24 protein-coding genes are annotated in these 25,785 nt (G+C 70.9%); 7 read left to right on the plus strand and 17 right to left on the minus strand.

Annotated features, from left to right (window positions below; all coding sequences use genetic code 11):
* Window positions 1-248 precede the first annotated feature (248 nt).
* On the plus strand, window positions 249-914 hold the full coding sequence (locus ACWC2B_RS13360; protein WP_450716592.1) for a bifunctional DNA primase/polymerase: 666 nt from the start codon (window positions 249-251) through the stop codon (window positions 912-914).
* A gap of 71 nt (window positions 915-985) precedes the next feature.
* Here the strand turns inward: ACWC2B_RS13360 and ftsY are convergent, their stop codons facing one another.
* The gene (gene ftsY / locus ACWC2B_RS13365; RefSeq protein ID WP_450716593.1) at window positions 986-2,194 is read right to left on the minus strand and encodes a signal recognition particle-docking protein FtsY; all 1,209 of its coding nucleotides are present in this window, start codon (window positions 2,192-2,194) and stop codon (window positions 986-988) included.
* Window positions 2,195-2,387: 193 nt separating this feature from the next.
* Here ftsY and ACWC2B_RS13370 point away from each other — a divergent pair, with 193 nt between their 5' ends.
* The gene (locus ACWC2B_RS13370; RefSeq protein ID WP_450716594.1) at window positions 2,388-3,860 is read left to right on the plus strand and encodes a cytosine permease; all 1,473 of its coding nucleotides are present in this window, start codon (window positions 2,388-2,390) and stop codon (window positions 3,858-3,860) included.
* Window positions 3,861-3,929: 69 nt separating this feature from the next.
* A complete protein-coding gene (locus ACWC2B_RS13375) occupies window positions 3,930-4,895 on the plus strand; it encodes an LLM class flavin-dependent oxidoreductase (protein ID WP_450716595.1) in 966 nt (321 codons plus the stop codon).
* 81 nt (window positions 4,896-4,976) lie between these two features.
* Here the strand turns inward: ACWC2B_RS13375 and ACWC2B_RS13380 are convergent, their stop codons facing one another.
* The 4 genes from ACWC2B_RS13380 to ACWC2B_RS13395 form a co-directional block, all read right to left on the minus strand.
* Complete coding sequence (locus ACWC2B_RS13380) at window positions 4,977-6,395, minus strand: sugar porter family MFS transporter (protein ID WP_450716596.1); 1,419 nt, start codon at window positions 6,393-6,395, stop codon at window positions 4,977-4,979.
* Window positions 6,396-6,646: 251 nt separating this feature from the next.
* Window positions 6,647-10,204 carry a chromosome segregation protein SMC gene (smc, locus tag ACWC2B_RS13385; RefSeq protein WP_450716597.1) on the minus strand — a complete coding sequence of 1,186 codons (3,558 nt, stop codon included), beginning with the start codon at window positions 10,202-10,204 and terminating at the stop codon, window positions 6,647-6,649.
* Between the two features lie 198 nt (window positions 10,205-10,402).
* Window positions 10,403-10,621 (minus strand): hypothetical protein, encoded by a 219-nt coding sequence (locus ACWC2B_RS13390; RefSeq protein ID WP_053727915.1) that lies wholly within the window; start codon window positions 10,619-10,621, stop codon window positions 10,403-10,405.
* Window positions 10,622-11,001: 380 nt separating this feature from the next.
* A complete protein-coding gene (locus tag ACWC2B_RS13395) occupies window positions 11,002-11,295 on the minus strand; it encodes an acylphosphatase (protein WP_450716598.1) in 294 nt (97 codons plus the stop codon).
* Between the two features lie 182 nt (window positions 11,296-11,477).
* Between ACWC2B_RS13395 and ACWC2B_RS13400 the strand changes: the two genes are divergently transcribed.
* Window positions 11,478-12,371, plus strand: coding sequence for a CAP domain-containing protein (locus ACWC2B_RS13400; RefSeq protein ID WP_450716599.1), 894 nt, complete (start codon window positions 11,478-11,480; stop codon window positions 12,369-12,371).
* A gap of 194 nt (window positions 12,372-12,565) precedes the next feature.
* Here ACWC2B_RS13400 and ACWC2B_RS13405 read toward each other — a convergent pair whose 3' ends face one another.
* Window positions 12,566-13,156 carry a flavodoxin family protein gene (locus tag ACWC2B_RS13405; RefSeq protein WP_450716600.1) on the minus strand — a complete coding sequence of 197 codons (591 nt, stop codon included), beginning with the start codon at window positions 13,154-13,156 and terminating at the stop codon, window positions 12,566-12,568.
* A gap of 161 nt (window positions 13,157-13,317) precedes the next feature.
* On the opposite strand from ACWC2B_RS13405, the gene ACWC2B_RS13410 reads away from it, so the two are divergent.
* Window positions 13,318-13,740, plus strand: coding sequence for a winged helix-turn-helix transcriptional regulator (locus ACWC2B_RS13410; RefSeq protein WP_450716601.1), 423 nt, complete (start codon window positions 13,318-13,320; stop codon window positions 13,738-13,740).
* On the opposite strand, the gene mutM is transcribed toward ACWC2B_RS13410, so the two are convergent.
* The 9 genes from mutM to ACWC2B_RS13455 all read right to left on the minus strand — a co-directional run bounded on the left by mutM (window position 13,713) and on the right by ACWC2B_RS13455 (window position 22,974).
* Window positions 13,713-14,573, minus strand: coding sequence for a bifunctional DNA-formamidopyrimidine glycosylase/DNA-(apurinic or apyrimidinic site) lyase (gene mutM / locus ACWC2B_RS13415; protein ID WP_450716602.1), 861 nt, complete (start codon window positions 14,571-14,573; stop codon window positions 13,713-13,715). The two genes, ACWC2B_RS13410 and mutM, sit on opposite strands and share 28 nt — an antisense overlap.
* Window positions 14,574-14,707: 134 nt before the next feature.
* Entirely contained in the window at window positions 14,708-15,520 is an 813-nt protein-coding gene (rnc, locus tag ACWC2B_RS13420) for a ribonuclease III (protein WP_450716603.1), read from the minus strand.
* 19 nt (window positions 15,521-15,539) lie between these two features.
* Complete coding sequence (gene rpmF, locus ACWC2B_RS13425) at window positions 15,540-15,713, minus strand: 50S ribosomal protein L32 (RefSeq protein ID WP_007493396.1); 174 nt, start codon at window positions 15,711-15,713, stop codon at window positions 15,540-15,542.
* A 2-nt stretch (window positions 15,714-15,715) separates the two neighbouring features.
* Window positions 15,716-16,363, minus strand: coding sequence for a YceD family protein (locus tag ACWC2B_RS13430; protein WP_450716744.1), 648 nt, complete (start codon window positions 16,361-16,363; stop codon window positions 15,716-15,718).
* 171 nt (window positions 16,364-16,534) lie between these two features.
* The gene (locus tag ACWC2B_RS13435) at window positions 16,535-17,623 is read right to left on the minus strand and encodes an ATP synthase F0 subunit B (protein ID WP_450716604.1); all 1,089 of its coding nucleotides are present in this window, start codon (window positions 17,621-17,623) and stop codon (window positions 16,535-16,537) included.
* 108 nt (window positions 17,624-17,731) lie between these two features.
* Window positions 17,732-18,211, minus strand: coding sequence for a pantetheine-phosphate adenylyltransferase (gene coaD / locus ACWC2B_RS13440; RefSeq protein ID WP_053727907.1), 480 nt, complete (start codon window positions 18,209-18,211; stop codon window positions 17,732-17,734).
* A 26-nt stretch (window positions 18,212-18,237) separates the two neighbouring features.
* Window positions 18,238-18,834 (minus strand): 16S rRNA (guanine(966)-N(2))-methyltransferase RsmD, encoded by a 597-nt coding sequence (rsmD, locus tag ACWC2B_RS13445; protein WP_450716605.1) that lies wholly within the window; start codon window positions 18,832-18,834, stop codon window positions 18,238-18,240.
* A 47-nt stretch (window positions 18,835-18,881) separates the two neighbouring features.
* Window positions 18,882-21,095 (minus strand): ATP-dependent DNA helicase RecG, encoded by a 2,214-nt coding sequence (gene recG / locus ACWC2B_RS13450; RefSeq protein WP_450716606.1) that lies wholly within the window; start codon window positions 21,093-21,095, stop codon window positions 18,882-18,884.
* 271 nt (window positions 21,096-21,366) lie between these two features.
* Entirely contained in the window at window positions 21,367-22,974 is a 1,608-nt protein-coding gene (locus tag ACWC2B_RS13455; RefSeq protein WP_450716607.1) for a DAK2 domain-containing protein, read from the minus strand.
* 306 nt (window positions 22,975-23,280) lie between these two features.
* Here ACWC2B_RS13455 and rpmB point away from each other — a divergent pair, with 306 nt between their 5' ends.
* Window positions 23,281-23,466: a 50S ribosomal protein L28 gene (rpmB, locus tag ACWC2B_RS13460; RefSeq protein WP_003957616.1), complete on the plus strand. Its 186-nt coding sequence runs from the start codon at window positions 23,281-23,283 to the stop codon at window positions 23,464-23,466.
* Window positions 23,467-23,567: 101 nt separating this feature from the next.
* Here the strand turns inward: rpmB and thiD are convergent, their stop codons facing one another.
* Window positions 23,568-24,350, minus strand: coding sequence for a bifunctional hydroxymethylpyrimidine kinase/phosphomethylpyrimidine kinase (gene thiD, locus ACWC2B_RS13465; RefSeq protein ID WP_450716608.1), 783 nt, complete (start codon window positions 24,348-24,350; stop codon window positions 23,568-23,570).
* Window positions 24,347-25,312, minus strand: coding sequence for a thiamine-phosphate kinase (locus ACWC2B_RS13470; protein WP_053727946.1), 966 nt, complete (start codon window positions 25,310-25,312; stop codon window positions 24,347-24,349). Before ACWC2B_RS13470 ends, thiD begins: the two co-directional genes overlap by 4 nt.
* Before the next feature lie 224 nt (window positions 25,313-25,536).
* Here ACWC2B_RS13470 and ACWC2B_RS13475 point away from each other — a divergent pair, with 224 nt between their 5' ends.
* Entirely contained in the window at window positions 25,537-25,770 is a 234-nt protein-coding gene (locus tag ACWC2B_RS13475) for an Lrp/AsnC family transcriptional regulator (protein WP_053727902.1), read from the plus strand.
* Window positions 25,771-25,785 lie beyond the last annotated feature (15 nt).

The following is a 25,785-nucleotide window of genomic DNA, read 5'->3' on the forward strand; positions in this document are numbered from 1 at the left end:
TTCCAGAAACGCCACCATTCGCCACCCCTTCGAATGAACTCCCCTGCCGCCAGGCGCGATTCACTTGACACATGACGATCAGCGTCGGGTGGAGCGGAGCGAGCCGGGGCGCGCGGCGCGCTTCGCACCACCCCCTTCACGACCGTGTCCGACCTGGCGGAGACGGATTGTGACGGGAAAACTCCGGATCGTCACGACTATGTCACTGGCGTCGTAACCACCGACGCGGCAGACCCGTTGGAGGGGGCATGGGCTTCACGATCGGCGGCAGCCGGGGGATCAGGGAGACCGGGCCCGGTTCCTGGCGCCGCGGCCGCTCCGCGCGCACCACCCGAACGAGCGAGGTCACGGCGGTGGCCGAGTACACCGGCCTGTGGGGCTGGGACGTCGCGGCCGGCGCCCGCGCCCTGAACGGCGACTGCTCTTGCGGGAGTTCGTCCTGTACGGCGCCGGGCGCGCACCCGCTCGCGTTCGCGCCCGAGGTCCCGGCGGGCGCCACGCTCGACGAGGTGACCAAGGCGTGGTCGCAGTGCCCGGGGGCCGCGGTGATGCTGCCGGTCGGACGGACCTTCGACGTACTGGACGTGGCGGCCCCGGCCGGGCGGCGGGCCCTGGTGCGGCTCGAACGGATGGGCCTTCCGCTGGGCCCGGTCTCGACGACGCCGGCCGGCCGCACCCATTTCTACGTGGCCCCGGGCGCTTCGGCCGAACTCCCGCGGCTGCTCTACCGGATGGGCTGGGACGACGCCGTCCTGGACCTGTGCTGCCCGCCGCGCGGCAGCTACGTACCGGCGCCGCCGTCGGGCGAGGTGCGCTGGCTGCGCCCGCCGTCCCTGGACACGGCGACCCGCCCGCCCGAGGCCCGGCTGCTGTTGGGCACGCTCGCGTACATCTGCCACCGTTCGGCCGCGTAAACCCCGGGACAGGGGAACGCCCCGCCGCATCGTCGTTGATGCGGCGGGGCGTTCATGCGTAACCGCTGTGGCTACTCTCCGATGAGGGCGTCCACGAACGCCTCCGGTTCGAACGGGGCCAGGTCGTCCGCGCCCTCGCCGAGGCCGACGAGCTTGACGGGGACGCCCAGTTCGCGCTGGACGGCGATGACGATGCCGCCCTTGGCGGTGCCGTCGAGCTTGGTGAGGACGATGCCGGTGATGTCGACGACCTCGGCGAACACCCGGGCCTGGACCAGGCCGTTCTGGCCGGTCGTGGCGTCGAGGACGAGCAGGATCTCGTCCAGCGGGCCGTGCTTCTCCACGACGCGCTTGACCTTGCCGAGCTCGTCCATGAGCCCGGTCTTGGTGTGCAGTCGGCCGGCCGTGTCGATCAGTACGACGTCGGCGCCCTCGGCGATGCCTTCCTTCACGGCGTCGAAGGCGATCGAGGCGGGGTCGCCGCCCTCGGGGCCGCGCACCGTGCGGGCGCCGACGCGCTCGCCCCAGGTCTGCAGCTGGTCGGCGGCGGCCGCCCGGAAGGTGTCGGCGGCGCCGAGGACGACGGACTTGCCGTCGGCGACCAGGACCCGGGCGAGCTTGCCGGTGGTGGTGGTCTTGCCGGTGCCGTTGACGCCGACGACCATCACGACGCCGGGGACGGTCTCCCCGCCCTCGGTCTTGACCTCGCGGTCGAAGTCGGTGCCGAGCAGGGTGAGGAGCTCCTCGCGCAGCAGGGTGCGCAGGTCCTCGGGGGTGCGGGTGCCGAGCACCTTGACGCGCTCGCGGAGCCGGTCGACCAGCTCCTGGGTCGGCGCGACGCCGACGTCGGCGGTCAGCAGGGTGTCCTCGATCTCCTCCCAGGTGTCCTCGTCGAGGTGCTCGCGGGAGAGCAGGGTGAGCAGCCCCTTGCCGAGCGAGTTCTGCGAGCGGGCGAGGCGGGCCCGCAGCCGGACGAGCCGGCCGGCGGTCGGTTCGGGGACCTCGATGGCCGGGACCTCGGGGGCCACCGGCCCTTCGACGACGACCGGGGCGGCGGACGCCTCGGGAAGGCCGACCTCCTCGATGGTGCGGCGCGGTTCCTGCGCCGTCTCCGCGGCGTCCTCACCGACCTGAGGTTCGGCGGGCGGGGCTGTGATGGTCGGCGTGCTCGACGGCGCGGTGGGCGGCAGCTGCTTCTTCTTGCGGCTGCTGACCACGAGCCCGCTGATCGCGCCGACCGCGACCAGGGCGATGACTACAGCAAGGATGACGAATTCCATAACTCTCCCAGTATCGGGTACGGGCCCACGAGCACCCAGTTTGTGGCTTCATCCGAGAACGGAAGGGAATTATGGGACGGGTGTCAGATTAAAGTACGATAGAAGTGGGCGCATCAACGCGCGTAGAGTCCCCTTCGACCACCCCCCACCGGCTCAGCGTCGAGCCGAGCGAGAGGCATGGAACTCCACCCCCATGAACACTGGCACCACCGACGAACCGCAGAGCGCCCTGGAGACACGCGGCCTTGAGCCCGTGCCGGACGAGGAGCGCACCGCGAGAACCCGCGAGCTCTTCCCCACCTGGGTCGCCGCGAACATCAGCGTGCTGCTGCTCACGATGGGCGCCAGCCTCGTCGTCGCGTACAAGCTCAACTTCTGGCAGGCGATCGTGGTCGCCGTGGCCGCGCCCGTCCTCTCGTACGGCCTGGTCGGGCTCATCGGGATCGCGGGCAAGCGCGGTGGCGCCCCCGGCATGGCGCTCTCCCGTGCGGTGTTCGGCCAGCGCGGCAATCTGCTGCCCGGTTCACTGATCTGGGTGGCGCGCTGGGGCTGGGAGACCATCAACGCGGTGACCGGCGCCTATGCGGTGCTGACCGTGCTCGACATCCTCTTCGGGATCAAGAGCAACACGTTCCTGATCATCGTCACGCTCGCCGTGTTCGTGGTCATCACGTTCGCGATCTCGGGTCTCGGCATCCATGTCGTGCAGAAGTGCAACAAGTACGCGACGTTCCTGTTCGGCGCCTTCTCGATCCTGGTGCTCGTCTACCTCGCGCTGAACACCGACTGGTCCGCGGTCGTCCACCAGCCGGCCGGCAAGACCTCGCTGATGGTCGCGGGCACCGGCATGATCGCCGCCGGTGGTGTCAGCTGGATCCCGTCCGCCCCCGACTTCGCCCGCTACCTGCCGCGCAACGCGTCCGCCAAGGCGATCGTGGGCAACTCCATCGGCGGCGCCGGCATCGTGGTGCTGCCGATGGTCCTGATGGGTGCGGTCATGGCGGTCTCCACGCCGGACCTGGCGTCGGCCGCCGACCCGGTGTCCTTCCTCGGCGAGATCCTGCCGATGTGGATCGCGGTGCCCTACCTGCTGATCGCCCTGGTCGGCATGCTGCTGATCAACTCGATGTCGATGTACTCGGCGGGCTTCACCGCGCAGACCCTCGGCTTCAAGATCCCGCGGCACTGGGCGGTCTCCGTCAACGCGGTGATCTCGCTGGTCTTCGGCGGCATCCTGATGCTGGTCGCCACCAGCTTCATGGGCTCGTTCATCGCCTTCCTCTCGCTGCTCGCCGTCGCGTTCTCGGCCTGGGTCGGCGTGTTCGGCGCGGACATGCTGCGGCGGACGGAGTACGACGCGAAGGCGCTGCTCGACACGGGGCGCACCAGCGCCTACTGGTACAAGGGCGGCTTCTCCCCCGCCGCGGTCATCGCCTGGGCGGTGGGCCTGGTCGGCGGCCTCATGTTCACCAAGTCCGACTGGTTCACCGGCCCGCTGTCCTCGAACAACCCGGTCGGCGAGTACGGCCTGGGATGGGTCGCCACCATCGTGGTGTCCGGCCTCCTTTACGTCGCGCTGCCCAAGCCGCCCGTCGTGGCCGCGGAGCCGTCCGAGGCCCCGGAGGCCCGCGAGGACGCCAAGTCCCCTGAGACTCTGGCTGTCTGACGCGGCATCAGCTACCGTCCCCCTTCGCCCGGGGTTCTCAGGAACCCGCCCGGTGGAGGGGGACTTTCCATGCCGTTCACGGTCGTACGCATGAATCTGGTGGACCCGCACGCCACCGCGCTGTCGCTGTCCGCGCGCTACCGGGCGGCCCTGGAGATGGCGGCGTACGCGGACGACCGGGGCGTCGACACCGTCCAGACCGAGGAGCACCACGGCACGGACAACAATTGGCTGCCCTCCCCCTTCGCCTTCGCGGGGGCGGTCTTCGGGGCCACCCGCCGCATCGCGGTGACGATCTCCGCGATCATCGGGCCGCTGTACGACCCGCTGCGCCTCGCCGAAGACGTCGCGGTGCTCGACCTGGTGAGCGGGGGCCGTCTGGTGACAGTGTCGGGGATCGGCTACCGGCCGGCCGAGTACGAGCGGCAGGGCGTCGAGTGGGGCCGGCGCGGCAGGCTCCAGGACGAGCTGCTCGAAACCCTCCTGAAGGCGTGGACGGGTGAGGAGTTCACCTTCCGGGGCCGTCAAGTACGGGTCACACCAAGGCCGTTCACCGAGCCGCACCCGATGCTCCTGGTCGGCGGCTCCTCCCGGGCGGCCGCCAACCGCGCCGCCCGGCTCGGCCTGCCGTTCTTCCCAAGCGCCCACCTGCCCGAACTTGAGGCGTACTACAACGAGAAGCTCGCCGAGTACGGCACCGAGGGCTTCTGCATGATGCCGGCGGCGCACACGCCCCTGCTGCACATCAGCGAGGACCCGGACCGCACATGGGCCGAGTACGGCGAGCACTTCCTGCACGAGGCGCGGATGTACGCGTCCTGGCAGTCCAAGGACATCCGCTCGGCGGTGAAGTCCGGGGCCACGTCGGTGGCGGAACTGCGCGCGGAGGGCGTCTACCGCGTCGTGACCCCCGAGGAGTGCGCGGCCCTGGAAGGCGACAGCCTGGTCCTGCACCCGCTGTGCGGCGGGATGCCGGTGGACGAGGGGTGGCGCAGCCTGCACCTGTTCTGCGAGCGGGTGCTGCCCGCACTCTGAGTACCACGGGCTTGCACGCGAACCGCCCCGGCTCGATCTGCGAGCCGGGGCGGTTGGGTGAGAGGAGAGGGGCAGCGGGGATTAGCCCATCTCCTCCAACGCCTTGCCCTTGGTCTCCTTGACGTACTTGAGCACGAAGGGGATCGAGAGCACGGCGAAGACCGTGTAGATGACGTACGTGCCCGACAGGTTCCAGTCCGACAGGCTCGGGAAACTCGCGGTGATGGCCCAGTTGGCGATCCACTGGGCGGCCGCGGCGACGCCGAGGGCGGCCGCGCGGATCCGGTTCGGGAACATCTCGCCGAGGAAGACCCACACCACCACGCCCCAGGACAGGGCGAAGAAGAGCACGAAGACGTGGGCGGCGATCAGGGCCACGACGCCCTGGGTGCTGGGGAGCTTGCCGTCGACGAGGTCGGCGGAGAAGGCCCAGGCCTCGAAGGCGAGGGCGATCGCCATGCCGATGGAGCCGACGAGCGCGAGCGGCTTGCGGCCGACCCGGTCGACCAGGACCATCGCGATCACGGTGCCGATGATGTTGATGATCGACGTGGTGAACGAGTAGAAGAACGAGCTCGACGGGTCGATGCCGACGGACTGCCACAGCGTCGAGGAGTAGTAGAACGCGACGTTGATGCCGACGAGCTGCTGGAAGACCGAGAGGCCGATGCCGACCCAGACGATGGGCAGGAAGCCCCACTTGGAGCCGAGCAGGTCCTTGAAGGTCGACTTGTGCTCGGACTTCATGGCGTGCTCGATCTCGGTGACGCGGGCGTCGAGGTCGACGTGCTTGCCCTCGACGTCGGCGAGCACCTTCTTGGCGTCGGCGTCGCGGCCGACCGAGATCAGGAAGCGCGGCGACTCGGGGATGGCGAAGGAGAGCAGGCCGTACAGGATGGCCGGGATGACCATCACGCCGAGCATGACCTGCCAGGCCTCAAGGCCGATGATCTTGCCGCGCTGCTCGCCGCCGGCGGCGTTGAGGATGCCCCAGTTGACGAGCTGGGAGATCGCGATGCCGATGACGATGGCGGCCTGCTGGAAGGAGCCGAGCCGGCCTCGGTAGGCGGGCGGGGCGACCTCGGCGATGTAGGCCGGGCCGATGACCGAGGCCATGCCGATGGCGAAGCCGCCGATGATCCGCCAGAACGCGAGGTCCCACAGCGCGAACGGCAGCGCGGAGCCGATGGCGCTGATGGTGAACAGGGTCGCCGCGATCTGCATGCAGCGGATGCGGCCGATGCGGTCGGCGATCCGGCCCGCGGTGGCGGCGCCGATCGCGCAGCCGATCAGGGCGACGGCGATCACCTGGGCGAGCGTCCCGGATCCGATGGAGTACCGCTCACGGATCGCCTCTACGGCGCCGTTGATCACGGAACTGTCGTAGCCGAAGAGGAAGCCGCCCATGGCGGCCGCCGCCGTGATGAAGATGACATGGCCGAGGTGGTCGGGCGCGGTCTGGCCGCCTCCGGACGCCTGCGCCTGCTCGGTTGTGGTCACGTGCACTCCTGGGGCCGCCCGGCTGCGTCGCAGGGCGTGGGGGGACTCCTCCAAGTGGCGCACAACTTCCCGTCACCCACCACTTGAAGGTAAAAGCAACGTTGCAGAGACTATGCCTTCAAGTTTCGAAGTCAATACCTGTTCGGTTGTGAATTTATCGGCACGACTCGCCGCCGATTGTTCAAGACTTGAAGAAGTCGAGGTCAGCCCAGTGATCGGTCGCCCTTGGCGGGCCGACGCGGTGGCCGGCTTCAGCGCAGCCGCTGGCTGATCACCTTGGACACGCCGTCGCCCTGCATCGAGACGCCGTACAGCGCGTCGGCGACCTCCATGGTCCGCTTCTGGTGCGTGATCACGATCAGCTGCGAGGACTCCTGGAGCTCCTGCATGATCCGGATCAGCCGCTGGAGGTTGGTGTCGTCGAGGGCCGCCTCGACCTCGTCCATCACGTAGAACGGACTGGGCCTGGCCTTGAAGATGGAGACCAGCAGCGCCACCGCCGTCAGCGAGCGCTCGCCGCCGGAGAGCAGCGAGAGCCGCTTGACCTTCTTGCCCGGCGGGCGCGCCTCGACGTCGATCCCGGTGGTCAGCATGTTGCCCGGATCGGTCAGGATCAGCCGGCCCTCGCCTCCGGGGAAGAGCCGCGAGAAGACGCCCTCGAACTCCCTGGCCGTGTCGCGGTAGGCCTCGGTGAAGACCTGCTCCACCCGCTCATCCACCTCCTTCACGACTTGAAGGAGGTCGGTCCGGGTCTTCTTGAGGTCCTCCAGCTGCTCGGAGAGGAACTTGTGGCGCTCCTCAAGCGCGGCGAACTCCTCAAGGGCGAGCGGGTTGACCTTGCCGAGCTGCTGATACGCCCGTTCGGCGGCCCGGAGCCGCTTCTCCTGCTCGGCGCGCACATAGGGAACCGGCTGGTTGCGCGGATGTTCCGGGTCGTCCGGCAGCTCCTCCCCCTCGGCGGGCGGCGACGGGGCCACCGGCTGGTCGGGGCCGTACTCCGCGACGAGCCCGGCCGGCTCGACCCCCAGCTCCTCCAGCGCCCTGGTCTCCAGCTGCTCGATCCGCAGCCGCTTCTCGGCACCGAGTACCTCGCCGCGGTGAACCGAATCCGTCAGCTTGTCGAGTTGCGCCTTGAGGTCCCGGCCGGCGCCGCGCGCCCCGGTCAGCTCCTGCTCGCGCTCGGCCTTGGCGGCCTCGGCGCCGGCCCTCTCCCGCTCGGCCCGCACCAGGGACACCTCGACGTGGGCGAGCAGGGTGCGGGCGCCGGAGGCGACGGCCTCGGCGACGGCCGCCTCGTGGCGCAGCCGGGCGCGGCGCTGCTCGGCGCGGGCCCGCGCCTCGCGTTCGGCCCGGGCCGCGCGGTCGAGCCCGTCGGCCCGCCCGGCGAGCGCCTTGACGCGCTCCTCGTGGGTACGGGCCTGGAGGCGGGCCTCCATCTCGGTCTGGCGGGCGTTGGCCCCGTCGGCGGCGAGCCGGTCCCGCACGGAGGTGTCGGGCTCCTCCTCGACCGGCATCTCCTCGGCGACGAGCAGCCGTTCGGCCAGCTCCTCGGCCTCCTCGGTGGCTTTCTCCAGCGCCTCCTGGGCGCGGGCGGCCGCGGCGGCGGTCCGCTCGGCCTCGCCGGCCGCGCCGCGCGCCTGGCCGGCGAGCCGTCCGAGCTGCTGGGCGACGGAGGACCGCGCCTTCTCGGCGGCTCGTCGCCGCTCCCCCAACTCCTCGACGCGCAGGGCGAGTTCAGCGCGCCGCTCGTTGGCCTGCTGGTGTGCGCGAGCCAGCTCTTCGCACCGTACGGCCAGGTCGGCGAGCTCGGCGGCGGCCTCGTCGACGGAGGCCTGGACCTCCAGGAGGCTGGGCGCGCCGGCCGATCCGCCGTGCGCGAAGTGAGCGCCGAGCACGTCGCCCTCGGCCGTGACGGCGGTCAGCGCCGGGCGCGCGTAGACGAGGTCCTCGGCGTCCTCCAGGGTGGCGACCACGACGACGTGGCGCAGCAGGCGCCGTACGGCGGGCATCAGTTCGGCGGGCCCGCGGACCAGGTCGGCGGCGCGGGGCGGGCCTTCGCCGTGCGCCGGCCGCTCGTCCTCGTCCTCCGGGGCGCCGTTCAGGAGCAGGGCGGCGCGGCCGGCGTCCTGCTTGCGCAGCGTGCGGATGGCTTCGGCGGCCGCCGAGGGCCCGCTCACCGCGATCGCGTCGGCGGCGGCGCCGAGGGCGGCCGCGACCGGCACTTCGTACCCGGGGGTGACGGTGAGCAGTTCGGCGGCGGGGCCGAGCAGTCCGGTCAGCGCGTCGCGGGCGCCGAGCAGCGCGCCCGTGCCGTCCTTGCGGCGCAGGCCGAGCGCGAGCGCGTCGTGCCGGGCGGAGACGGCGGCACGTTTCCGCTCGGCGGCGGTGGCCTCCTCGCGGGCGGCGCCGAGCGCGGCCTCGGCCCCGGCGAGCTCTCGCTTGGCCGCGTCATGGGCCTCGGCGAGCTCGGTGTCGTCCGCTTCGAGGCCGTCCACCTCGGCCTTGAGCTGCTCGTACTCCTCCTGCGCGTGGGCTGCCCGCTCGCCCGCCTCGTCGCGCGCGGCGGCGAGCCGGTCGATCTCGGCCTGCGCGGAACCCGCCCTGCTCCGCGCCGCGTTGACCTGGCCGTGCAGCCGCGCGAGGCCCTCGCGCCGGTCCGCGATGGCCCGGGCCACATCCTTCAAACGGCGTTCCTCGACGGCGAGTTCCCGTTCGAGGTCGGCGCGGTGGGCGGCGGTGTCCTCCAGGGCGTGCTCGGCGGCTTCGAGCGCGGCCTCCAGCTCCGCCTCCTGCTCGCGGATCCGGGCGGCCTCGCGCTCCATGTCCTCCGGGTCGCGTCCGCGCCGCTCCTCGGGCGGCTGCGCGCTCGCGCTCTTGACCCGGGCGTCGGCGAGCGAGATCGTGCCGCGCACCCGCTCGGCCAGCTGGGACAGCTCGTACCAGGTCTGCTGGGCTCGCTGGAGCCGGGGCGCCAACTGCCGTACCTGGTCCTCCAGTTGGGCCTCGCGGGTCAGCGCCGCCTTGAGGTCGGCCTCCGCGCTCTCCTTGCGGCGAAGCAGCTCGGCCTCGTCGGCGATCTCGGCGCTGAGCGCCTCCCGCATCCGTACGAGGTCGTCGGCGAGGAGGCGCAGCCGGGCGTCGCGCAGGTCGGCCTGGATGACGGCGGCGCGGCGCGCGACGGCGGCCTGCCGGCCGAGCGGCTTGAGCTGGCGGCGCAGTTCGTCGGTGAGGTCCTGGACGCGAGCGAGGTTGGCCTTCATCGCGTCCAGCTTCCGCAGCGCCTTCTCCTTGCGCTTGCGGTGCTTGAGGACGCCCGCGGCCTCCTCGATGAAGGCGCGCCGCCCCATGGGGTCGGCGTGCAGGACGGAGTCGAGCTGGCCCTGTCCGACGATGACGTGCATCTCGCGGCCGATGCCGGAGTCGGAGAGGAGTTCCTGGATGTCGAGCAGCCGGCAGGTGTCGCCGTTGATCTGGTATTCGCTGCCGCCGTTGCGGAACATGATCCGCGTGATGGTGACTTCGGCGTATTCGATGGGCAGCGCGCCGTCGGAATTGTCGATGGTGAGGGAGACTTCGGCGCGGCCGAGCGGCGGGCGGCCGGTCGTCCCGGCGAAGATGACGTCCTCCATCTTTCCGCCGCGCAGCGACTTGGCACCCTGCTCGCCCATGACCCAGCTCAGCGCGTCCACGACATTGGACTTGCCGGATCCGTTGGGGCCCACCACACAGGTGATGCCCGGCTCGAACTTCAGCGTGGTCGCGGACGCGAAGGATTTGAATCCGCGCAGAGTGAGGGCCTTGAGGTGCACGCCGCCGGACTCTACCTTTCGCTCTCGGTTTCGCCCAGGAAGGTGCAGGGCACATCAGACCGTGAGGAAAGGCTGACCGGCCTCTCGTGCGCCGGAAGAAAGAAAGAAGGGACGCCGGAGCGTCCCTTGCAATACATTGCAGGTCTTGCGGATCTCTCGATCTCGACGAGAGGGACGGAAGCCTCTCTCACCCCGGGGTCAGGTGAGTGCGGGCTCCGCCTGCGGGACGTCGATGTCGATGCCTTCGAGCAGCGAATCTCCGCGGTGCGAAGCGGCGGCAGCGGACAGCACGTCGTTCTCGGACTGAATCCGGTTGAGCTCGGATTCGAGGTCCTGGACGCGCTGCTGGAGCCGTCGCATCTCGGCGAGGAGTCGCGGGTCGGAACCGCCGACGTAACCGAGAAGCGCCTTTGCCATGATGGATGGTCCTCCACACTGAGTGACCGACCGAAGCGGTGTGGGTCGTGAGGGAATCGCACCCGCGGTGCTTGGACTTGACTGCGGTTCTTCATGCCAAACAGCTAAGGTGCGCGGGGCTTCCAGAGTCTCACCAAAAAGTTTGACGGTCAACACGATCACGCCCCGTATCCATCGGCAATCCGGGGGCCCGCGACCGCTGAACGAGCGGTGCTGCCTCTGCTCGGAGCCCTGGGGGCGTGGAGATCATCCGTACTTCTCGCAGCCTTGCACGCTCGGCGCGAGATGGCAACAGGCAGATCGTTCGAGGTCAGCGCATGGTTGCGAGCCGGACGCGGGGCGTCACCGCGACCGGCCGCCCGTCGATTGCCGAATGATGATCAGCGGATGGCGAAGGTGTCGTAGCCGCCCCGCGCTGTGTCCCAGATCTCCGTAACTCCGTCGACGCGGCCCGGTGTGTCGTCGGAGCGAAGCCACTCCAGCAAACGGTGGCAATTCTCACGTGGCCCCTCGGCGACGACCTGGACGCGTCCGTCGTCCAGATTCAGGGCGAACCCGCTGAGGCCGCCGATCTCCAAAGCGTTTGCCCTGGTGAACCAGCGGAAGCCGACTTGCTGTACTCGCCCGCGCACCCAGGCCGTGAGTCGAACATCTCCGTGCGCACCTTCGTTCATACCTGCACGCTAACCGGCCAATTGCTCACGCAGCACTTCGCCCCCATGCGTCATGGCGTACAGTCGCGACGAAATGAGCCTCACCCGTATGGGTTAGTGCCCATTTGATCATTTAAGGCCGTCCACGGCCCCCACGGCAATGCGACCAGACATTGCCCACGGCATTGAGGAAGGCACAGCAGATGGGACGCCATCGTCGCTCCGCCGCCGAACCCGCGCCCGCCGTACCCGCGGCGGGTCAGGACGGCCGGTCCCCGGGTGGGTCACGCCGCAAGAAGCGGGCGATCGTGCCCGTGCGCACCGGGCTGCTCGGCGCCTCCGCCGCGGTGGCCGTGGGCGCGGTGGCCGTCGCCTCGGGCCTGCTGCCCGGCGGCGGCATATACAAGGTGAGCGGCGACACCATGGCGGGCGGCCAGGTGCAGGCGAGCCGGACCCCGGACGTTCAGGCACAGGGCGGCGAGTCGGAGAAGCCCAGCAGCGCGGCGCCCACGCCCGCCGAGTCGGCCAAGGCCGCGCACGCGCCGTCGACCGCCCCCTCCCCCAGTGCTTCGGCCACGCCGTCGGCGCCCGCCTCCCCGCCCGCCCCTCAGAAGAAGTCCGAGGCTCCGGCCCCGCCGAAGCCGGCCTCCCCGTCGAGCGCACCGGCGAGCACACCCGCGAAGCTCGTCCCCTCGCAGCGCGCCCAGGTGCCGACCGCCGAGGCCTCGGCCGCCGCCACCGTGATGTCGCTGGTCAACCTGGAGCGGGCGCAGGTCGGCTGCAGCCCCGTGTCGGCGGACCCGGCGCTGGCCTCGCTCGCCACCGCGTTCAGCGACGACATGGCGGCCCGCGGGTTCTTCGACCACACCGACCCGGACGGCAGGACTCCGTGGGACCGGGCCGCGAAGGCGGGCCTCCAGGGCCTCGGCGGCGAGAACATAGCCCGCGGCCAGGCGGACGCCAAGGCCGTGATGGACGCCTGGATGAACAGCCCCGGCCACCGGGCGAACATCCTGAACTGCCAGTACAAGTCTCTGGGCGTCGGCGTGCACTTCGGCCCCGGCGGCCCCTGGTGGACCCAAGACTTCGGCTTCTGATCATTTGCCCGGACGCACATCCCGTCCGCGCAATCGCTCATACGTAATCGCATGTACGGAATGCGCTCGTACGCGCATGAAGCTTCGTACGCGCAGGAAAGAGCCCCCTCCGTTGTGAACGGCGGGGGCCCTTTCGTATGCGATCCAATTGCTCGTACCAGGAGCCGAATGCGCGTTCCGTACGGAGCGGGTGATCAGGCGCTCACGGCCGCCTTGCCCGTGATGAAGACGCGGGTGGTCTCGGTGATGCGGCGGCCGAGGTGTTCGGCGGTCGCGATGTCGGCCTTGTGGACGGCCTCGGGGCCCTCGTCGGAGTTGGTCTGGGCGCCGGCGCCGGAGGAGAAGCCGAGCCGGTTGAGGTCGTGCTCGGAACCGGTGGAGGAGTTCCAGCCGGGCTTCAGGCCGAGGTTCACCCAGTGCATGCCGTGCTGGGCGGCCAGCGTCTGGAAGTACTGCAGGGTGTGGCTCTTGTCGCCGCTCTTGGAGCCGGAGTTGGTGAAGCCGGCGGCGATCTTGTCCAGCCAGGCGCCGGTGAACCAGCGCTTCGAGGTGGCCTCGGCGAACTGGTGGAAGGCGCCGGACGCGGTGCCCATGTAGGTGGGCGAGCCGAAGACGATGGCGTCGGAGGCGTCGAGGAGGTCCCAGTCGGCCTCGGTGATGGCGTCGACCTTGATGAAGTGGACGGTCGCCCCGGCCTCGGCGGCGCCGTCGCGGACGGCCTCGGCGAGGACGGCGGTGTGGCCGTAGCCGGAGTGGTAGGCGATCGAGACAACAGGAGTGGTCATGGCAGGAATCCCCTCAGAGGCGTGGAAAAGCGGCAGGGTGCAGCGCGTCGGCCGGGGCCGGATCCGCGGCGGCTGCCCGCTGCGGCGCTATCCATAGGTAAGCACTAACCTTTCGTTAGCGCAACCTGTGCGTGGGCGCTGTGGAGGAGTAGCCTGAGGCCATGAACGAGACCTCCATCAGCACGGCGCGCACCGCGGAGCCCTCCTGCGACGAGGACCTGGCGTTCAACGTGTTCTCCAAGGCCTGCCCGTCGCGGCGCACGCTGGAGGACGTGACGGGGCGCTGGGGCAGCCTGACGCTGGGCGCGCTGCATGAGGGGAGCCTGCGCTTCAACGAGCTGCGGCGCCGGGTCGACGGCGTGAGCGAGAAGATGCTCTCCCAGACGCTGCACTCACTGGAGCGCGACGGCCTCGTACACCGCGAGGCGCAGCCGACGAACCCGCCCCGGGTCGACTACGAACTGACCCCTCTGGGCCGGGAGGTGACCGAACGGCTGCTCTCGCTCATCCACTTCGTGGAGGACCGGATGCCGTCGGTTCTTGAGGCGCAGCAGAGCTACGACGCGGAGCGCGGGGCCCTCTGACACTTCGGGCAGAAGTAGCTGGACCGGTTCATCCAGGCGCTCCTGCGCATCGCCGTTCCGCAGCGCCGGCACGGCTCGCCCTCGCGGCCGTAGGCGTCCAGCGAGCGCTCGAAGTACCCGGATTCGCCGTTCACGTTGACGTAGAGGCTGTCGAAGCTGGTGCCGCCGACGGCGAGCGCCTCGTTCATCACCTCCCGTGCGTGGCCCAGGAGTTCGGCCGCCTTGGGGCGGTTCAGCGTCGCGGTCGGGCGGTCGTAGTGCAGCCGGGCGCGCCAGAGCGCCTCGTCGGCGTAGATGTTGCCGACCCCGCTGATGAGCGATTGATCGAGCAGTGCTCGTTTGACCGTGGTGCGCCGCAGTCGCAGCGCCGCGAAGAATGCCTCGTCGTCGAACGCGGGGTCCAGCGGGTCCCGGGCGATGTGCGCGATGACGTCGGGCAGCCCGTCGGGCGTGTTGTCGTGGAGCGAGAGCCCGCCGAAGGTCCGCTGGTCGACGAAGCGCAGCTCGGTGCCGGCCTCGTCCTGGAACCTGACCCGGATCCGCAGGTGCTTCTCGTCCGGGGCGTCCTGCGGCTGCACGAGCAGCTGTCCGCTCATGCCGAGGTGCCCGAGCACGGAGGCGTCCGTGTCCGCGAGCGGCAGCCACAGATACTTCCCGCGCCGCTGGGCGACGCCGATCCGGTGCCCCTTGAGCCGCGCCGCGAAGTCGTCGCCCCCGGCGAGGTGGCGGCGTACGGCGCGCGGATGCAGCACCTCGACGTCCGCCACCGTGCGCCCGGCCACCCAGCGCTCAAGTCCGCGCCGGACCACTTCGACTTCAGGCAGCTCAGGCATGCGCGCAGATTACCGCGCGCCCGGCGGACGGTCGCGGCGGGCCCGGAAAGAGGGGCCGGGCCCATGCCGGGACAAGCGAAAACCCCCGCCCCGCACCGGAGTGCGCTGGGCGGGGGCTCGAAGGAAGGCGCTGGTCAGGCCGCCGAACCGCCGGCGGCGGGGGTCGGCGACCCGCCATCGGCCGCGGCGGCGACGGGAGCTTCCGCCGCGGCCTTGGCCCGCTCGTCGGCGGCGGCGCGAATGGCCCGCCATGCCGACTCCGCGGCCTGCTGCTCCGCTTCCTTCTTGCTGCGGCCGGTGCCGGTGCCGTACGAGACACCACCGACGCGGGCGGCAGCAGTAAAGGTCTTCTCGTGGTCGGGTCCGGTTTCGGAGACCAGGTACTCGGGAACTCCGAGCCCTTCGGCCGCCGTCAGCTCCTGGAGACTGGTCTTCCAGTCCAGGCCGGCCCCGAGGTTCGAGGACTTCTCGATCAGGGGGTCGAACAGCTTGTGGACGAGCGCGGACGCCGCCTCAAGACCCTGGTCGAGATAGACAGCGCCGATCACCGCTTCAAGGGTGTCGGCGAGGATGGATGCCTTGTCCCGGCCGCCCGTGCCCTCTTCACCCCGGCCGAGCCGGATGAAGGAGCCGAGTTCGAGCCCGCGGCCCACCTCCGCGAGCGCACGAGAATTGACCACCGCGGCCCGGAGCTTGGCCAGTTGGCCTTCCGGGAGGTCGGGGTGGGTGCGGTACAGCGTGTCGGTGACGACCAGACCGAGCACCGAGTCCCCAAGGAACTCAAGCCGCTCGTTGGTCGGCAGACCGCCGTTCTCGTACGCGTACGAACGGTGGGTGAGCGCACGCACCAGAAGGGCGGACTCGAGCTGATACCCGAGCCGCCCTTCCAGAAGCGTGTGGGACGAGGCCGTGTTGTTGTCCGCCTTTTTGGCGTTGGACTCAGACATCGGGCCTCTCACCAGCCGCTCAGACCTCGAGGACCTGGCGCTTGTTGTAGGTGCCGCAGCTCGGGCACGCGATGTGCTGGAGCTTCGGCTCATGGCAGCGCTCGCACGCAACCAGGGTGGGGACCGCAGCCTTCCACTGCGACCGGCGGTGGCGCGTGTTGCTGCGCGACATCTTCCGCTTCGGAACAGCCACGGCTACTTCTCCTGCTTCTCGGCGGCATCCTGCACGTCAGACGCAGTGCCGCTCATGTTGTCCTTCTCGCCGTCCTGGATGGTCCCGGCGAGTCCCTGCAATGCCGCCCAACGAATGTCGACGGCGTCGTGGTGGTGGTCCGGGTCGTCCGCCAGGCTCGCTCCGCATTCGGAACAGAGCCCAGGGCAGTCCTCCCGGCACACCGGCTGCATCGGCAGTGCGAGCACCACCGCATCACGCAGCAAAGGCTCAAGGTCGAACATGCCGTCCTCAAGCGGAATCATGTCCTCGTCGTCCTCGGCATCGTCGTCCGCGGCTGCCTTGCGGCGGCCCCGGTCGTCGGTGTCGGGGTACGAGAACATTTCCTGGAAGTCCACTTCAACGTCCTGCTGAAGCGGCTCCAGACACCTTACGCACTCACCCTCGGCCGATGCACGGGCGGTGCCTGTGACAAGCACCCCTTCCATGACCGACTCCAGGCGGAGCTCGATTTCCACGGGCCTGCCCTCGGGCACGTGGATGACCTCGGGAATGCCGAGTTCCTTCGGGGCCTCCACGGTGCGGGAGAGCCGCTGGAGCGCACCGGGACGCCGTCCCAGCTCGTGTGTGTCGAACACGAGGGGATTGCGGTGGTCGAGGCGCGTGCTCAGGGCTCTTCCTGCTTTCGAGGTCGTGGAGTGGCTGCCACCGGCTTCGCGGAGCGAATCGGGCAGCGTGGATCGCGGACGTACGCGCGACCGAAGAGCCAGGATACTGGACGGGCAGCGATAGGCCCAATCCGGCCCTACCCCTCCTCTACGGCGGCGTACGGCGGCACAGAGCTAGGGGCGGTTCTGCCCGTGGCCCTGCTCGTAGGCGCGCAGCTGGTCCAGGTTGATCATGCTGGTGTCGAAGAGGCTGGTCTCGTCGAGCGCGGCCTGCTGCGGCTGGTGCTGGGGCTGCGGCGGCACGCCGTACTGCCCGGCGTCGGGGACGGCGTACTGCTGGTTCGGGTCGTAGGCATAGGGGTCCTGCTGGGCGTACCCGTACTGCGCGTAGTGCTCCGGCTGCTGGGGCTGCTGCTGGTAGGAGTACGGATCCTGCTGGGGCTGCTGGTAGCCGTACGGGTCGTACGCCTGGGGCTGCTGCTGCGCCGGGATGTGCGGCTCGGCGGCGGCGTGGGCGGCGGCCGGGTCCGGCTCGGCGAGCTCCGCGAGGCCGGCCAGGTAGTCGGCGTCGCTGGTGTGCTGGTGCAGGTCGCCCGCCGCGTCCTGGGCGGCCATGTGGGCGCCCAGTTCGTCGGAGGCGGTCCGGCCGTGCAGCTTCTGGCGGCCGCGGCCGACGGCTTCGAGGGTCTTGGCGAGCACCGCCTCGAAGGCGCCCAGCTTGGCGTCGACGTACTCGTCGGCCCGGTGGATCAAGGTCTTGGGGTCCGCGCTGTACTCGGGGGCGTCCTCGTCCGTGCGGCCCTGGTCGTCCAGGCCCGGGCCGCGGCCGAGGAGCTTCTCGCGGCCGCGGTCGACCGAGCCGATGGTCTTGGTGAGGACGACCTCGAAGTTGGCGAGCTTGGAGTCGACGTAGTCGTCGGCCTCGGCGCGGATCTCCTCGGCCTCCCGGCGGGCGTCGCCCAGGATCCGGTCCGCCTCGTCCTGGGACTGGCGGGCCACGGCGGTGTCGGAGATCAGCGTGCCGCGCTGGGCGTGCGCGGACTCGATGATCCGCTCGGCCTCCTGACGGGCCTGCTCGACCATCTGCTCACGGCCGCCGATCAGCTCCTGGGCCTGGGCGAGCGAACCGGGCAGGGCCTGGCGCACCTCTTCCAGCATCGCGAGGAGGTCGGCGCGGTTGACCACGCACGAGGCCGACATGGGCATGGACCGGGCGCTGCCGACCACCTCGACGATCTCGTCGAGCTTCTTCTGCACGTCCACCGGTGATCGCCACTCTTCTAACGGATTGGAGACGGACGGGACGACTGTAAGGCCAGTCGGCGCCCGCCCGACACCGGGTGACGGTCTGTCAGGTGTTGCCCCTGTGGCTCACTTCTCGGCGAGCCTGGCGACCAGGGCCTCGTGGACGGTGGCGGGCAGCAGGTGGGAGACGTCTCCGCCCCAGGTCGCGACCTCCTTGACCAGCGAGGACGACAGGAAGCTGTACGTCGGATTGGTGGGCACGAACAGGGTCTCGACGCCCGAGAGCCCGTTGTTCATCTGAGCCATCTGCAACTCGTAGTCGAAGTCGCTGACGGCGCGGAGGCCCTTGACGATCGCGGGGATGTCCCGCTGCTTGCAGAAGTCGACGAGCAGGCCGTGGAAGGACTCGACCTCCACGTTGCCGAAGTCGGCCGTCACCTCGCGGATCATCTCGATCCGCTCCTCGATGGTGAACAGGCCCTGCTTCGACTGGTTGATCATCACCGCGACATGTACGACGTCGTACAGGCGGGAGGCGCGGGCGATGATGTCGAGGTGTCCGTTGGTGATGGGGTCAAAGGACCCCGGACAGACGGCGCGGCGCAACTGATGTCCCTCGCTCTCCGGTCCGGTCATGGGGTGTCTCGCGGTGCGTTTTCGCACGTGGAGGCGGCGCGACCGTACCAAAGCGTGCCCTCGCCGTAGCGACGGGCCCGCAGTGCTTCGAATCCTTCGGGCCAGCCGAATTCCCCGCCTCTGGTGCTGCGCTCCACGGTGACGAGACAGTCCTCCGCGAGCCAGCCCCCACGACGGAGTGTGAGCAGGATCTCCCGAAGATCGTCATCGGTGACGGCGTACGGCGGGTCCAGGAAAACCACGTCGTACGGGTCGGCGGGCGCCGGGCCTGTCACGATCTGCTCCGCTTTGCCGGTACGCACTTCGGCCCCGGGCAGCTTGAGCGCGGCCACGTTGTCGCGGACGGTGCGGGCGGCGCGGCCGTCGGCCTCGACGAGCAGGGCGTGGTCCGCGCCGCGGGAGAGCGCCTCCAGGCCCACGGCTCCGGAGCCCGCGTACAGATCGGCGATCCGGATGCCGTCGAGCGTGCCGAGCAGCGCCTCCCAGGTGGAGAAGAGGCCCTCGCGCGCCCGGTCGGAGGTGGGGCGGGTGCCGGTGCCCGGCGGTACGGCGAGGCGGCGTCCACCGGCCCGGCCGGCGATCACGCGGGTCATCTCAGTCCTTGTCCGTGTACATGCGTCGGATGTGCTTCCCCAGTCTCTCAGCCCTTGTCGAGGTACTGCTCGCGGTCCTTGTCCAGGAGGGCGTCCAGGGCCGTGCGCAGCCCCGGGAGGTGTGCGAGATCCGGGTCCTCGGCGACCACCGTGGCGGCCTCCTCGCGGGCGGCGGCGATGACCTCCTCGTCGTCGATGACGGTGAGCATCCGCAGCGAGGAGCGCACCCCGGACTGGGCCTGGCCGAGCACGTCGCCCTCGCGGCGCTGTTCGAGGTCGATGCGGGAGAGCTCGAAGCCGTCGAGGGTGGAGGCGACGGCGTTGAGACGGGCCCGGGCCGGGCTCGCCTCCGGCATGTCGGTGACGAGCAGGCACAGGCCCGGCGCGGAGCCACGGCCGACGCGGCCGCGCAGCTGGTGGAGCTGGGAGACGCCGAACCGGTCGGCGTCCATGATCACCATCGCGGTGGCGTTCGGCACGTTCACACCGACCTCGATGACGGTGGTGGCGACCAGGACGTCCACCTCTCCGGCGCCGAACCGGCGCATCACGTCGTCCTTGTCGTCCGGCTGCATCCGGCCGTGCAGGATCTCGGTGCGCAGCCCCTTGAGGGGGCCCTTCGACAACTGGTCGGCGATCTCGATCACGGCGAGCGGGGGCCGCTTGTCGGCGGTCTCGGCCTCCTCGGCCTTCTTCTTCCCCTTGGCGGACTTGGCCTCGTCCTCGTCGTCCCCGATGCGCGGACACACCACGTACGCCTGGTGCCCCTTGTCGACCTCCTCGCGGACCCGCTCCCAGGCGCGGGCCAGGAAGTGCGGCTTGTCCTGGGCGGGCACGACATGGCTGGCGATGGGCGAGCGCCCGGCGGGCAGTTGGTCGAGGACCGAGGTCTCCAGGTCGCCGAAGACCGTCATGGCGACCGTGCGCGGGATCGGCGTGGCCGTCATGACGAGCAGGTGCGGGGGCTGCTTGCCCTTGCCGCGCAGGGCATCGCGCTGCTCGACGCCGAAGCGGTGCTGCTCGTCGACGACGACCAGGCCGAGGTCGTGGAACTGCACCTTGTCCTCGATCAGGGCGTGCGTGCCGATGACGACGCCGGCCTCGCCGGTGACCAGGTCGAGCAGGGCCTGACGTCGGGCGGGCATGCCCATGGACCCGGTGAGCAGTACGACCTTGGTGCCGAGGTCGGAGCCCCCCAGCATCCCGCCCTCGGCGAGCTCGCCCATCATCTCGGTGATGGAGCGGTGGTGCTGCTGGGCGAGCACTTCGGTGGGCGCGAGCAGGGCGGCCTGCCCGCCGGAGTCGACGACGGCGAGCATGGCGCGCAGCGCGACCATCGTCTTCCCGCTTCCGACCTCCCCCTGGAGGAGCCGGTGCATCGGGTGCTCGGTCGCCAGGTCGTCGAAGATCTCCTTGGAGACCTTCCGCTGGCCCTCGGTGAGGGTGAAGGGCAGCTTGGCGTCGAAGGCGTCGAGCAGGCCTCCCGGGGCCGGTCGCCTTGCCACGGCGGGGAGTTGGCCGTCCGCGTGGCGGCGGCGGGCGAGGGCCACCTGGAGGACGAAGGCCTCGTCCCACTTCAGGCGCTGGCGCGCGTCCTCGATGTCGGCCTTGGTGTGCGGCCGGTGGACCTTGAGGAGGGCTTCGGGCAGCGAGACGAAGCCGCGGCCTTCGCGCAGGGCTTCGGGGAGCGGGTCGACGGCCTCCTGGGCACTGGGCAGCACCGCGTCGACCGCCTTGGCGATCTTCCAGGACTCCAGGCCCTTGCACGCCGGGTAGATCGGGATCAGCGCGCCCGCCCACGAGTCGATGTCGACCGCGTCATCGCCATCGGCGGGGTCCGCGCCCAGCTTGGCGTAGGTGGGGTGGGCGAGCTGCATGCGCCGGTTGAACATTGACACCTTGCCGGCGAACATCGCCCGGCTGCCGGGCAGCAGCTCCTTGTGCGGCTTGTGGATGCCGCGGCCGAAGAAGACCAACTGGAGCCGGCCGCTGCCGTCGGTGATGGTGATCTCCAGGCGCTGGCCGCGCCCCCCGTTGAAGGTGTGCACCCGGGCGTCGGCGACCTGGGCGACGACCGTCACGTCCTCGTCCAGGGGCAGCTCGGCCAGCTTGGTGAGCTGGCCGCGCTCCTCGTACCGCCGCGGGTAGTGGTGCAGGAGGTCGCCGACCGTGTGCAGGTCGAGGTGCTCGGCCATCACCTTCGCGGTGGGTCCGCCGAGCAGCTTCTTCAGTGGTTCTTCGAGCGCAGGCACGCGATCCATTGCACACCACCGGACTGACAGCCCGCCAAAGCCTGTGGATAACCGCTGGTCACACCGGCGCCGCTCGCCCCGGGGCGGCGCCTCCCGCGGCTTCTTCCCTCGTACGGGATCCGCCCCGCCCGCGCCGACCAGCCGGACGCCCCCGGGAGTGAGGCCGCCGGTCGCGGGACGGGCACCCCGTACAGCCTCAACATCCGTGCCCAGTACGGGAGTTGATGCCTCATGCCGGTCAGCACGGACTGGTCACCGCAGGCCGGACACCGCGGCCCGGTCACTCCACGCCGATCAGCAGCGGAACCCCTTGGCGGCCGCCCTCGTACACGACGGTGTCGACCGCCAGGTGGGCCCTGCCGACGTGCGATTCGAGCAGGGCGGCCAGCTCCGGCGGGGCGTCGGAGGCCAGGACCAGGGTGACGAGTTCGCCGCCCGCCGCGAGCATCCGGTCGAGGACGGTGCGGGCGGTGTCGGCCAGGTCGTGGCCGATGACCACGACGTCGCCGTCGATGAGGCCGAGGACGTCCCCGGCCTGGCAGACGCCGGCCATCGTCCACGACTGCCGTTCGGCGACGGCCAGTTCGGCGTGCCGGGTGGCGCCGGCCGCGGAGGTCATGGCGACGACGTCCTCGTCGAAGCGCCGCTCGGGGGCGTGGACGGCGAGTGCCGCGATGCCCTGGACGGCGGCCCGGGTCGGGATGAGCGCGACCCGGATGCCTTCGGACCGCGCCTGTTCGACGGCGGCCGCGGCGGTGTGGCGCAGCTCGGCGTCGTTCGGCAGCAGCACGACCTCGCGGGCGTGCGCGCGCCGGATCGCCTCGACGAGCTCGCCGCTGGCCGGGGCCTCGCCGGGCCGGGCGAGGACGGTCGTCGCCCCCGCCTCGGCGCAGAGCCCGGCCAGTCCCTCGCCGGGCACGACGGCGACCACGGCCCGCTGGACCTGCTCCCGGGGCGGCTCGACGACGGCGGGCTGCTCGAAGTGCGTGATCCGGATCCGGTACGGCCGGCCCGCCTCGACCCCGGCCTCGACGGCGGCGCCCGCGTCGTCGACGTGCACGTGGACGTTCCAGAGCCCGTCACCGCCGACGACCACCAGGGAGTCGCCGAGCCCGTCGAGCCTGGCCCGCAGCCGGTCCACGGCCGCGTCGTCGGCCTCCAGGAGGTAGATCACCTCGAAGGCGGGCCCCACCCCGCCATCCTCCGCCGGGCAGTCCTCGACGGGCACGGGCACCCGCGCCTCGTGACGTACGACGGGGGCCTCGCCGGAGAGGGCCTGGACCAGGGCGCCGAGGACGGTCACCAGACCCCGCCCGCCCGCGTCCACGACTCCCGCGCGCCCCAGGGCGGCGAGCTGCGAGGGTGTCCGGTCCAGGGCGTCCCTGGCCCCCGCGTAGGCGGCCTGGGCCATCGCCGCCGGGGTGCCGCCGGCATTCTCGGCGGCCTTGGCGGCGGCGGTGGCCACCGACAGGACGGTGCCCTCGACGGGGTGGGCGACCGCCAGATGGGCGGCGGACGCCGCCCTGCGCAGCGCCGCGGCGAGGTCGCCCTCGTCCTGCGCGACGACCTCCGCCATGCCCCGCAGGAGCTGGGCGAGGATCGTGCCGGAGTTCCCGCGGGCGCCGATCAGCGCGCCGTGCGCCATGGCCCGTACGACATCGGCGGTGGGCGGGATGCCGTCGTACACGGGCGGCTCGGGGTAGGCGGCGAAGACCGCCTCGACGGCCTGAGCGGCGGACTCCATCGTCAGGTAGAGGTTGGTGCCGGTGTCCCCGTCCGCGACCGGGTAGACGTTGATGGCGTCGATCGCCTCGCGGTCCCGGCCCAGCGCGTCCAGCGCCAGCGCGCACCAGCCGCGTACCGCGACGGCATCGAGGGTCTGCGGCACCTGGTGGTCCTCCTTGCGGGCGGGAAGCGGCTGAGAGCCTGTGGCCGCACTCCGCCCGGATCAGCCCGGCGGGGTGCGGACACAGGCTCTGAGCCGCAGGGTAGACCCGGTGCGGGCCGGGGGCCGGGGCGGGGGCGGCCGGGGCCGTGGTAGTTTCGTATCTCGCAAGCAGCCGTTGTATGCTGCTTCGGTTGCCCGGCGAGAGTCGGGCCAATTCCTCCGGCAAGCCACTTCAGATCTCTGATTCCGGTGCGCCGGATTTCACTGTAAGTGCATTTAATGCATCTGAAGTCTTTGGAGTGACCCGTGGCTGCCAACTGCGACGTCTGCGGCAAGGGGCCGGGCTTCGGCAACAACATTTCGCACTCGCACCGCCGTACGTCTCGTCGCTGGAACCCGAACATCCAGCGTGTGCGTGCCGTGGTCGGTCGGACGCCGAAGCGGCTCAACGTCTGCACCTCGTGCATCAAGGCCGGCAAGGTCTCGCGCTAATTGCGACGTCTGTCGTAGCGCAGCCCCTGCGGTTGCCTTGAAAAGCCGGTCCACCTCGGTGGACCGGCTTTTTGCCGTACCCGCTGCCCGGGCCGTGCCCGCTAGCGGAACCGCCAGCCGTGGTCGACGGGGCCGATGCCCGCGCCGAGCGCGAATCCCGCGGCGATGGCGCCCGTGACGTACTCCTTGGCCGTCCGGACCGCCTCCGGGACCGCCAGCCCCTTGGCCAGGCCCGAGGCGATGGCGGAGGCGAGCGTGCAGCCCGTGCCGTGGGTGTGCCGGTTGTCCAGGCGCGGGGCCCGCAGCCAGTGCTCATCGGCGCCGTCGGTGAGCAGGTCCAGGGCGTCGCCGGGGTAGTGCCCGCCCTTGATGAGCGCCCAGCGCGGCCCGAACTCCAAGATCGCCCCCGCCGCCCGCCGCATCCCGTCCTCGTCCTCGACATGGACGCCGGTGAGCTGGGCCACCTCGTCCAGGTTGGGGGTGGCGACGGTCGCGGTCGGCAGCAGCCGGGTGCGTACGGAGTCGAGGGCTTCGGCGGCGAGCAGCGGGTCGCCGTGTTTGGAGACGCCCACCGGGTCCACGACGACCGGGGCGTCGGTACCCGCGAGCAGCTCGGCCACCGCTTCCACGAGGGCCGCCGAGGACAGCATGCCGGTCTTGACCGCCTGGACGCCGATGTCGTCGGCGACGGCCCGGTACTGGGCCCGTACCGCCTCCACCGGCAGTTCCCAGGCGCCCTGGACGCCCAGCGAGTTCTGCGCGGTGACGGCGGTGATCACGCTCATGCCGTGCACGCCGAGCGCCAGCATCGTCTTGAGGTCGGCCTGGATGCCGGCGCCGCCGCCGGAGTCGGATCCGGCGACGGTCAGCACGTTGGGGATCACGCGGGGTCGTCCCCGAAGTGGTCCCAGCCGCCCTTGCTGGTCCAGGGTGCGCCGTCCACGGTGACCGTGGGCAGCGCGGACGGGTTGAGGACCTCGCCGATGACCTTCCAGCGGGCGGGCAGCTTCACGTCCGGCGGGAACGTCGCGACGATCGCGTGGTCCTCGCCGCCGGTGAGCACCCACTGGAGCGGGTCCACGCCGACGGCCTGGCCGATGTCGCTCATCTGCGTCGGGATGTCGATGAGGCCCGAGCGCAGGTCGATGCGGACCTTGCTGGCCTCGGCGATGTGGCCGAGGTCGGCGACCAGGCCGTCGCTGACGTCGGTCATGGCGGTGGCGCCGAGGCCGGCCGCCGCGGGACCCGCGTGGTACGGGGGCTCCGGGCGGCGGTGCGCCTCGACGAAGGCGCGCGGCGAGCGGAAGCCGCGCGAGAGCACCGCGTAGCCCGCCGCCGACCAGCCGAGCCAGCCCGTCACCGCGACGACGTCGCCGGGCTGGGCGCCGGCCCGGGTCACCGGCTCGTGGTTGCGCAGATCACCGAGCGCGGTGATCGCGACGGTGATGGTGTCCCCGCGTACGACATCGCCGCCGACCACGGCCGCGCCCGCGACCTGGCACTCGTCGCGGATGCCGTCCATCAGCTCGGTGGGCCAGGTGACCGGAAGTTCGGCCGGCACGACCAGGCCGAGCAGCACCGCGGTCGGCACCGCGCCCATCGCGGCGATGTCGGCCAAGTTCTGCGCGGCGGCCTTGCGGCCCACGTCGTACGCCGTCGACCAGTCCCGGCGGAAGTGCCGTCCCTCCAGGAGGATGTCCGTGCTGGCGACCACCCTGCGGTCGGGTGCGGTCACGACCGCCGCGTCGTCGCCCGGGCCCAGCCGGACCGCGGGGGTGGAGGTGAGCCGGGAGGTCAGCTCCCTGATGAGCCCGAACTCCCCCAACTCGCCCACAGTGCCTTTCACCGTGTCCCACCTCTCATTTTCGTTCCCCGGGTGCCCCGGCCGGCTTGCGGTCGCGAGCGGTCACGGCCGTGGGTACCGTCAACACATACGTCAACTTCATGGCCGCTCTCGCCCCTCGGCGTGAGCGGCCGGTCGCGCGGGTCTCCCCGTCGCGCGTGGCGACGCGGTACCGTGGCGTCTCTTTCTCTCCCCCACATGATCCTCGTGGCCGCCCTGGAGGTTCCGTGGTACAGGCGTACATCCTCATTCAGACCGAGGTGGGCAAGGCGTCGACAGTCGCCGAGGCCATCGGAAAGCTCGCTGGGGTGATCCAGGCCGAAGACGTGACCGGACCCTACGACGTGATCGTCCGCGCCCAGGCCGAGACGGTCGACGAACTCGGTCGCATGGTGGTCGCCAAGGTCCAGCAGGTGGACGGCATCACAAGAACCCTGACCTGCCCGGTCGTCCATCTGTAGCCCCCGCATACCCTG

Source organism: Streptomyces sp. NPDC001415, assembly GCF_053597395.1.

Coding starts and splice junctions, on each gene's coding strand:
- ACWC2B_RS13360 (WP_450716592.1), top strand. CDS start 249: ATGGGCTTCACGATCGGCGGCAGCCGGGGGATCAGGGAGACCGGGCCC.
- ftsY (WP_450716593.1), bottom strand. CDS start 2,194: ATGGAATTCGTCATCCTTGCTGTAGTCATCGCCCTGGTCGCGGTCGGC.
- ACWC2B_RS13370 (WP_450716594.1), top strand. CDS start 2,388: ATGAACACTGGCACCACCGACGAACCGCAGAGCGCCCTGGAGACACGC.
- ACWC2B_RS13375 (WP_450716595.1), top strand. CDS start 3,930: ATGCCGTTCACGGTCGTACGCATGAATCTGGTGGACCCGCACGCCACC.
- ACWC2B_RS13390 (WP_053727915.1), bottom strand. CDS start 10,621: ATGGCAAAGGCGCTTCTCGGTTACGTCGGCGGTTCCGACCCGCGACTC.
- ACWC2B_RS13395 (WP_450716598.1), bottom strand. CDS start 11,295: ATGAACGAAGGTGCGCACGGAGATGTTCGACTCACGGCCTGGGTGCGC.
- ACWC2B_RS13400 (WP_450716599.1), top strand. CDS start 11,478: ATGGGACGCCATCGTCGCTCCGCCGCCGAACCCGCGCCCGCCGTACCC.
- ACWC2B_RS13405 (WP_450716600.1), bottom strand. CDS start 13,156: ATGACCACTCCTGTTGTCTCGATCGCCTACCACTCCGGCTACGGCCAC.
- ACWC2B_RS13410 (WP_450716601.1), top strand. CDS start 13,318: ATGAACGAGACCTCCATCAGCACGGCGCGCACCGCGGAGCCCTCCTGC.
- mutM (WP_450716602.1), bottom strand. CDS start 14,573: ATGCCTGAGCTGCCTGAAGTCGAAGTGGTCCGGCGCGGACTTGAGCGC.
- rnc (WP_450716603.1), bottom strand. CDS start 15,520: ATGTCTGAGTCCAACGCCAAAAAGGCGGACAACAACACGGCCTCGTCC.
- rsmD (WP_450716605.1), bottom strand. CDS start 18,834: ATGACCCGCGTGATCGCCGGCCGGGCCGGTGGACGCCGCCTCGCCGTA.
- recG (WP_450716606.1), bottom strand. CDS start 21,095: ATGGATCGCGTGCCTGCGCTCGAAGAACCACTGAAGAAGCTGCTCGGC.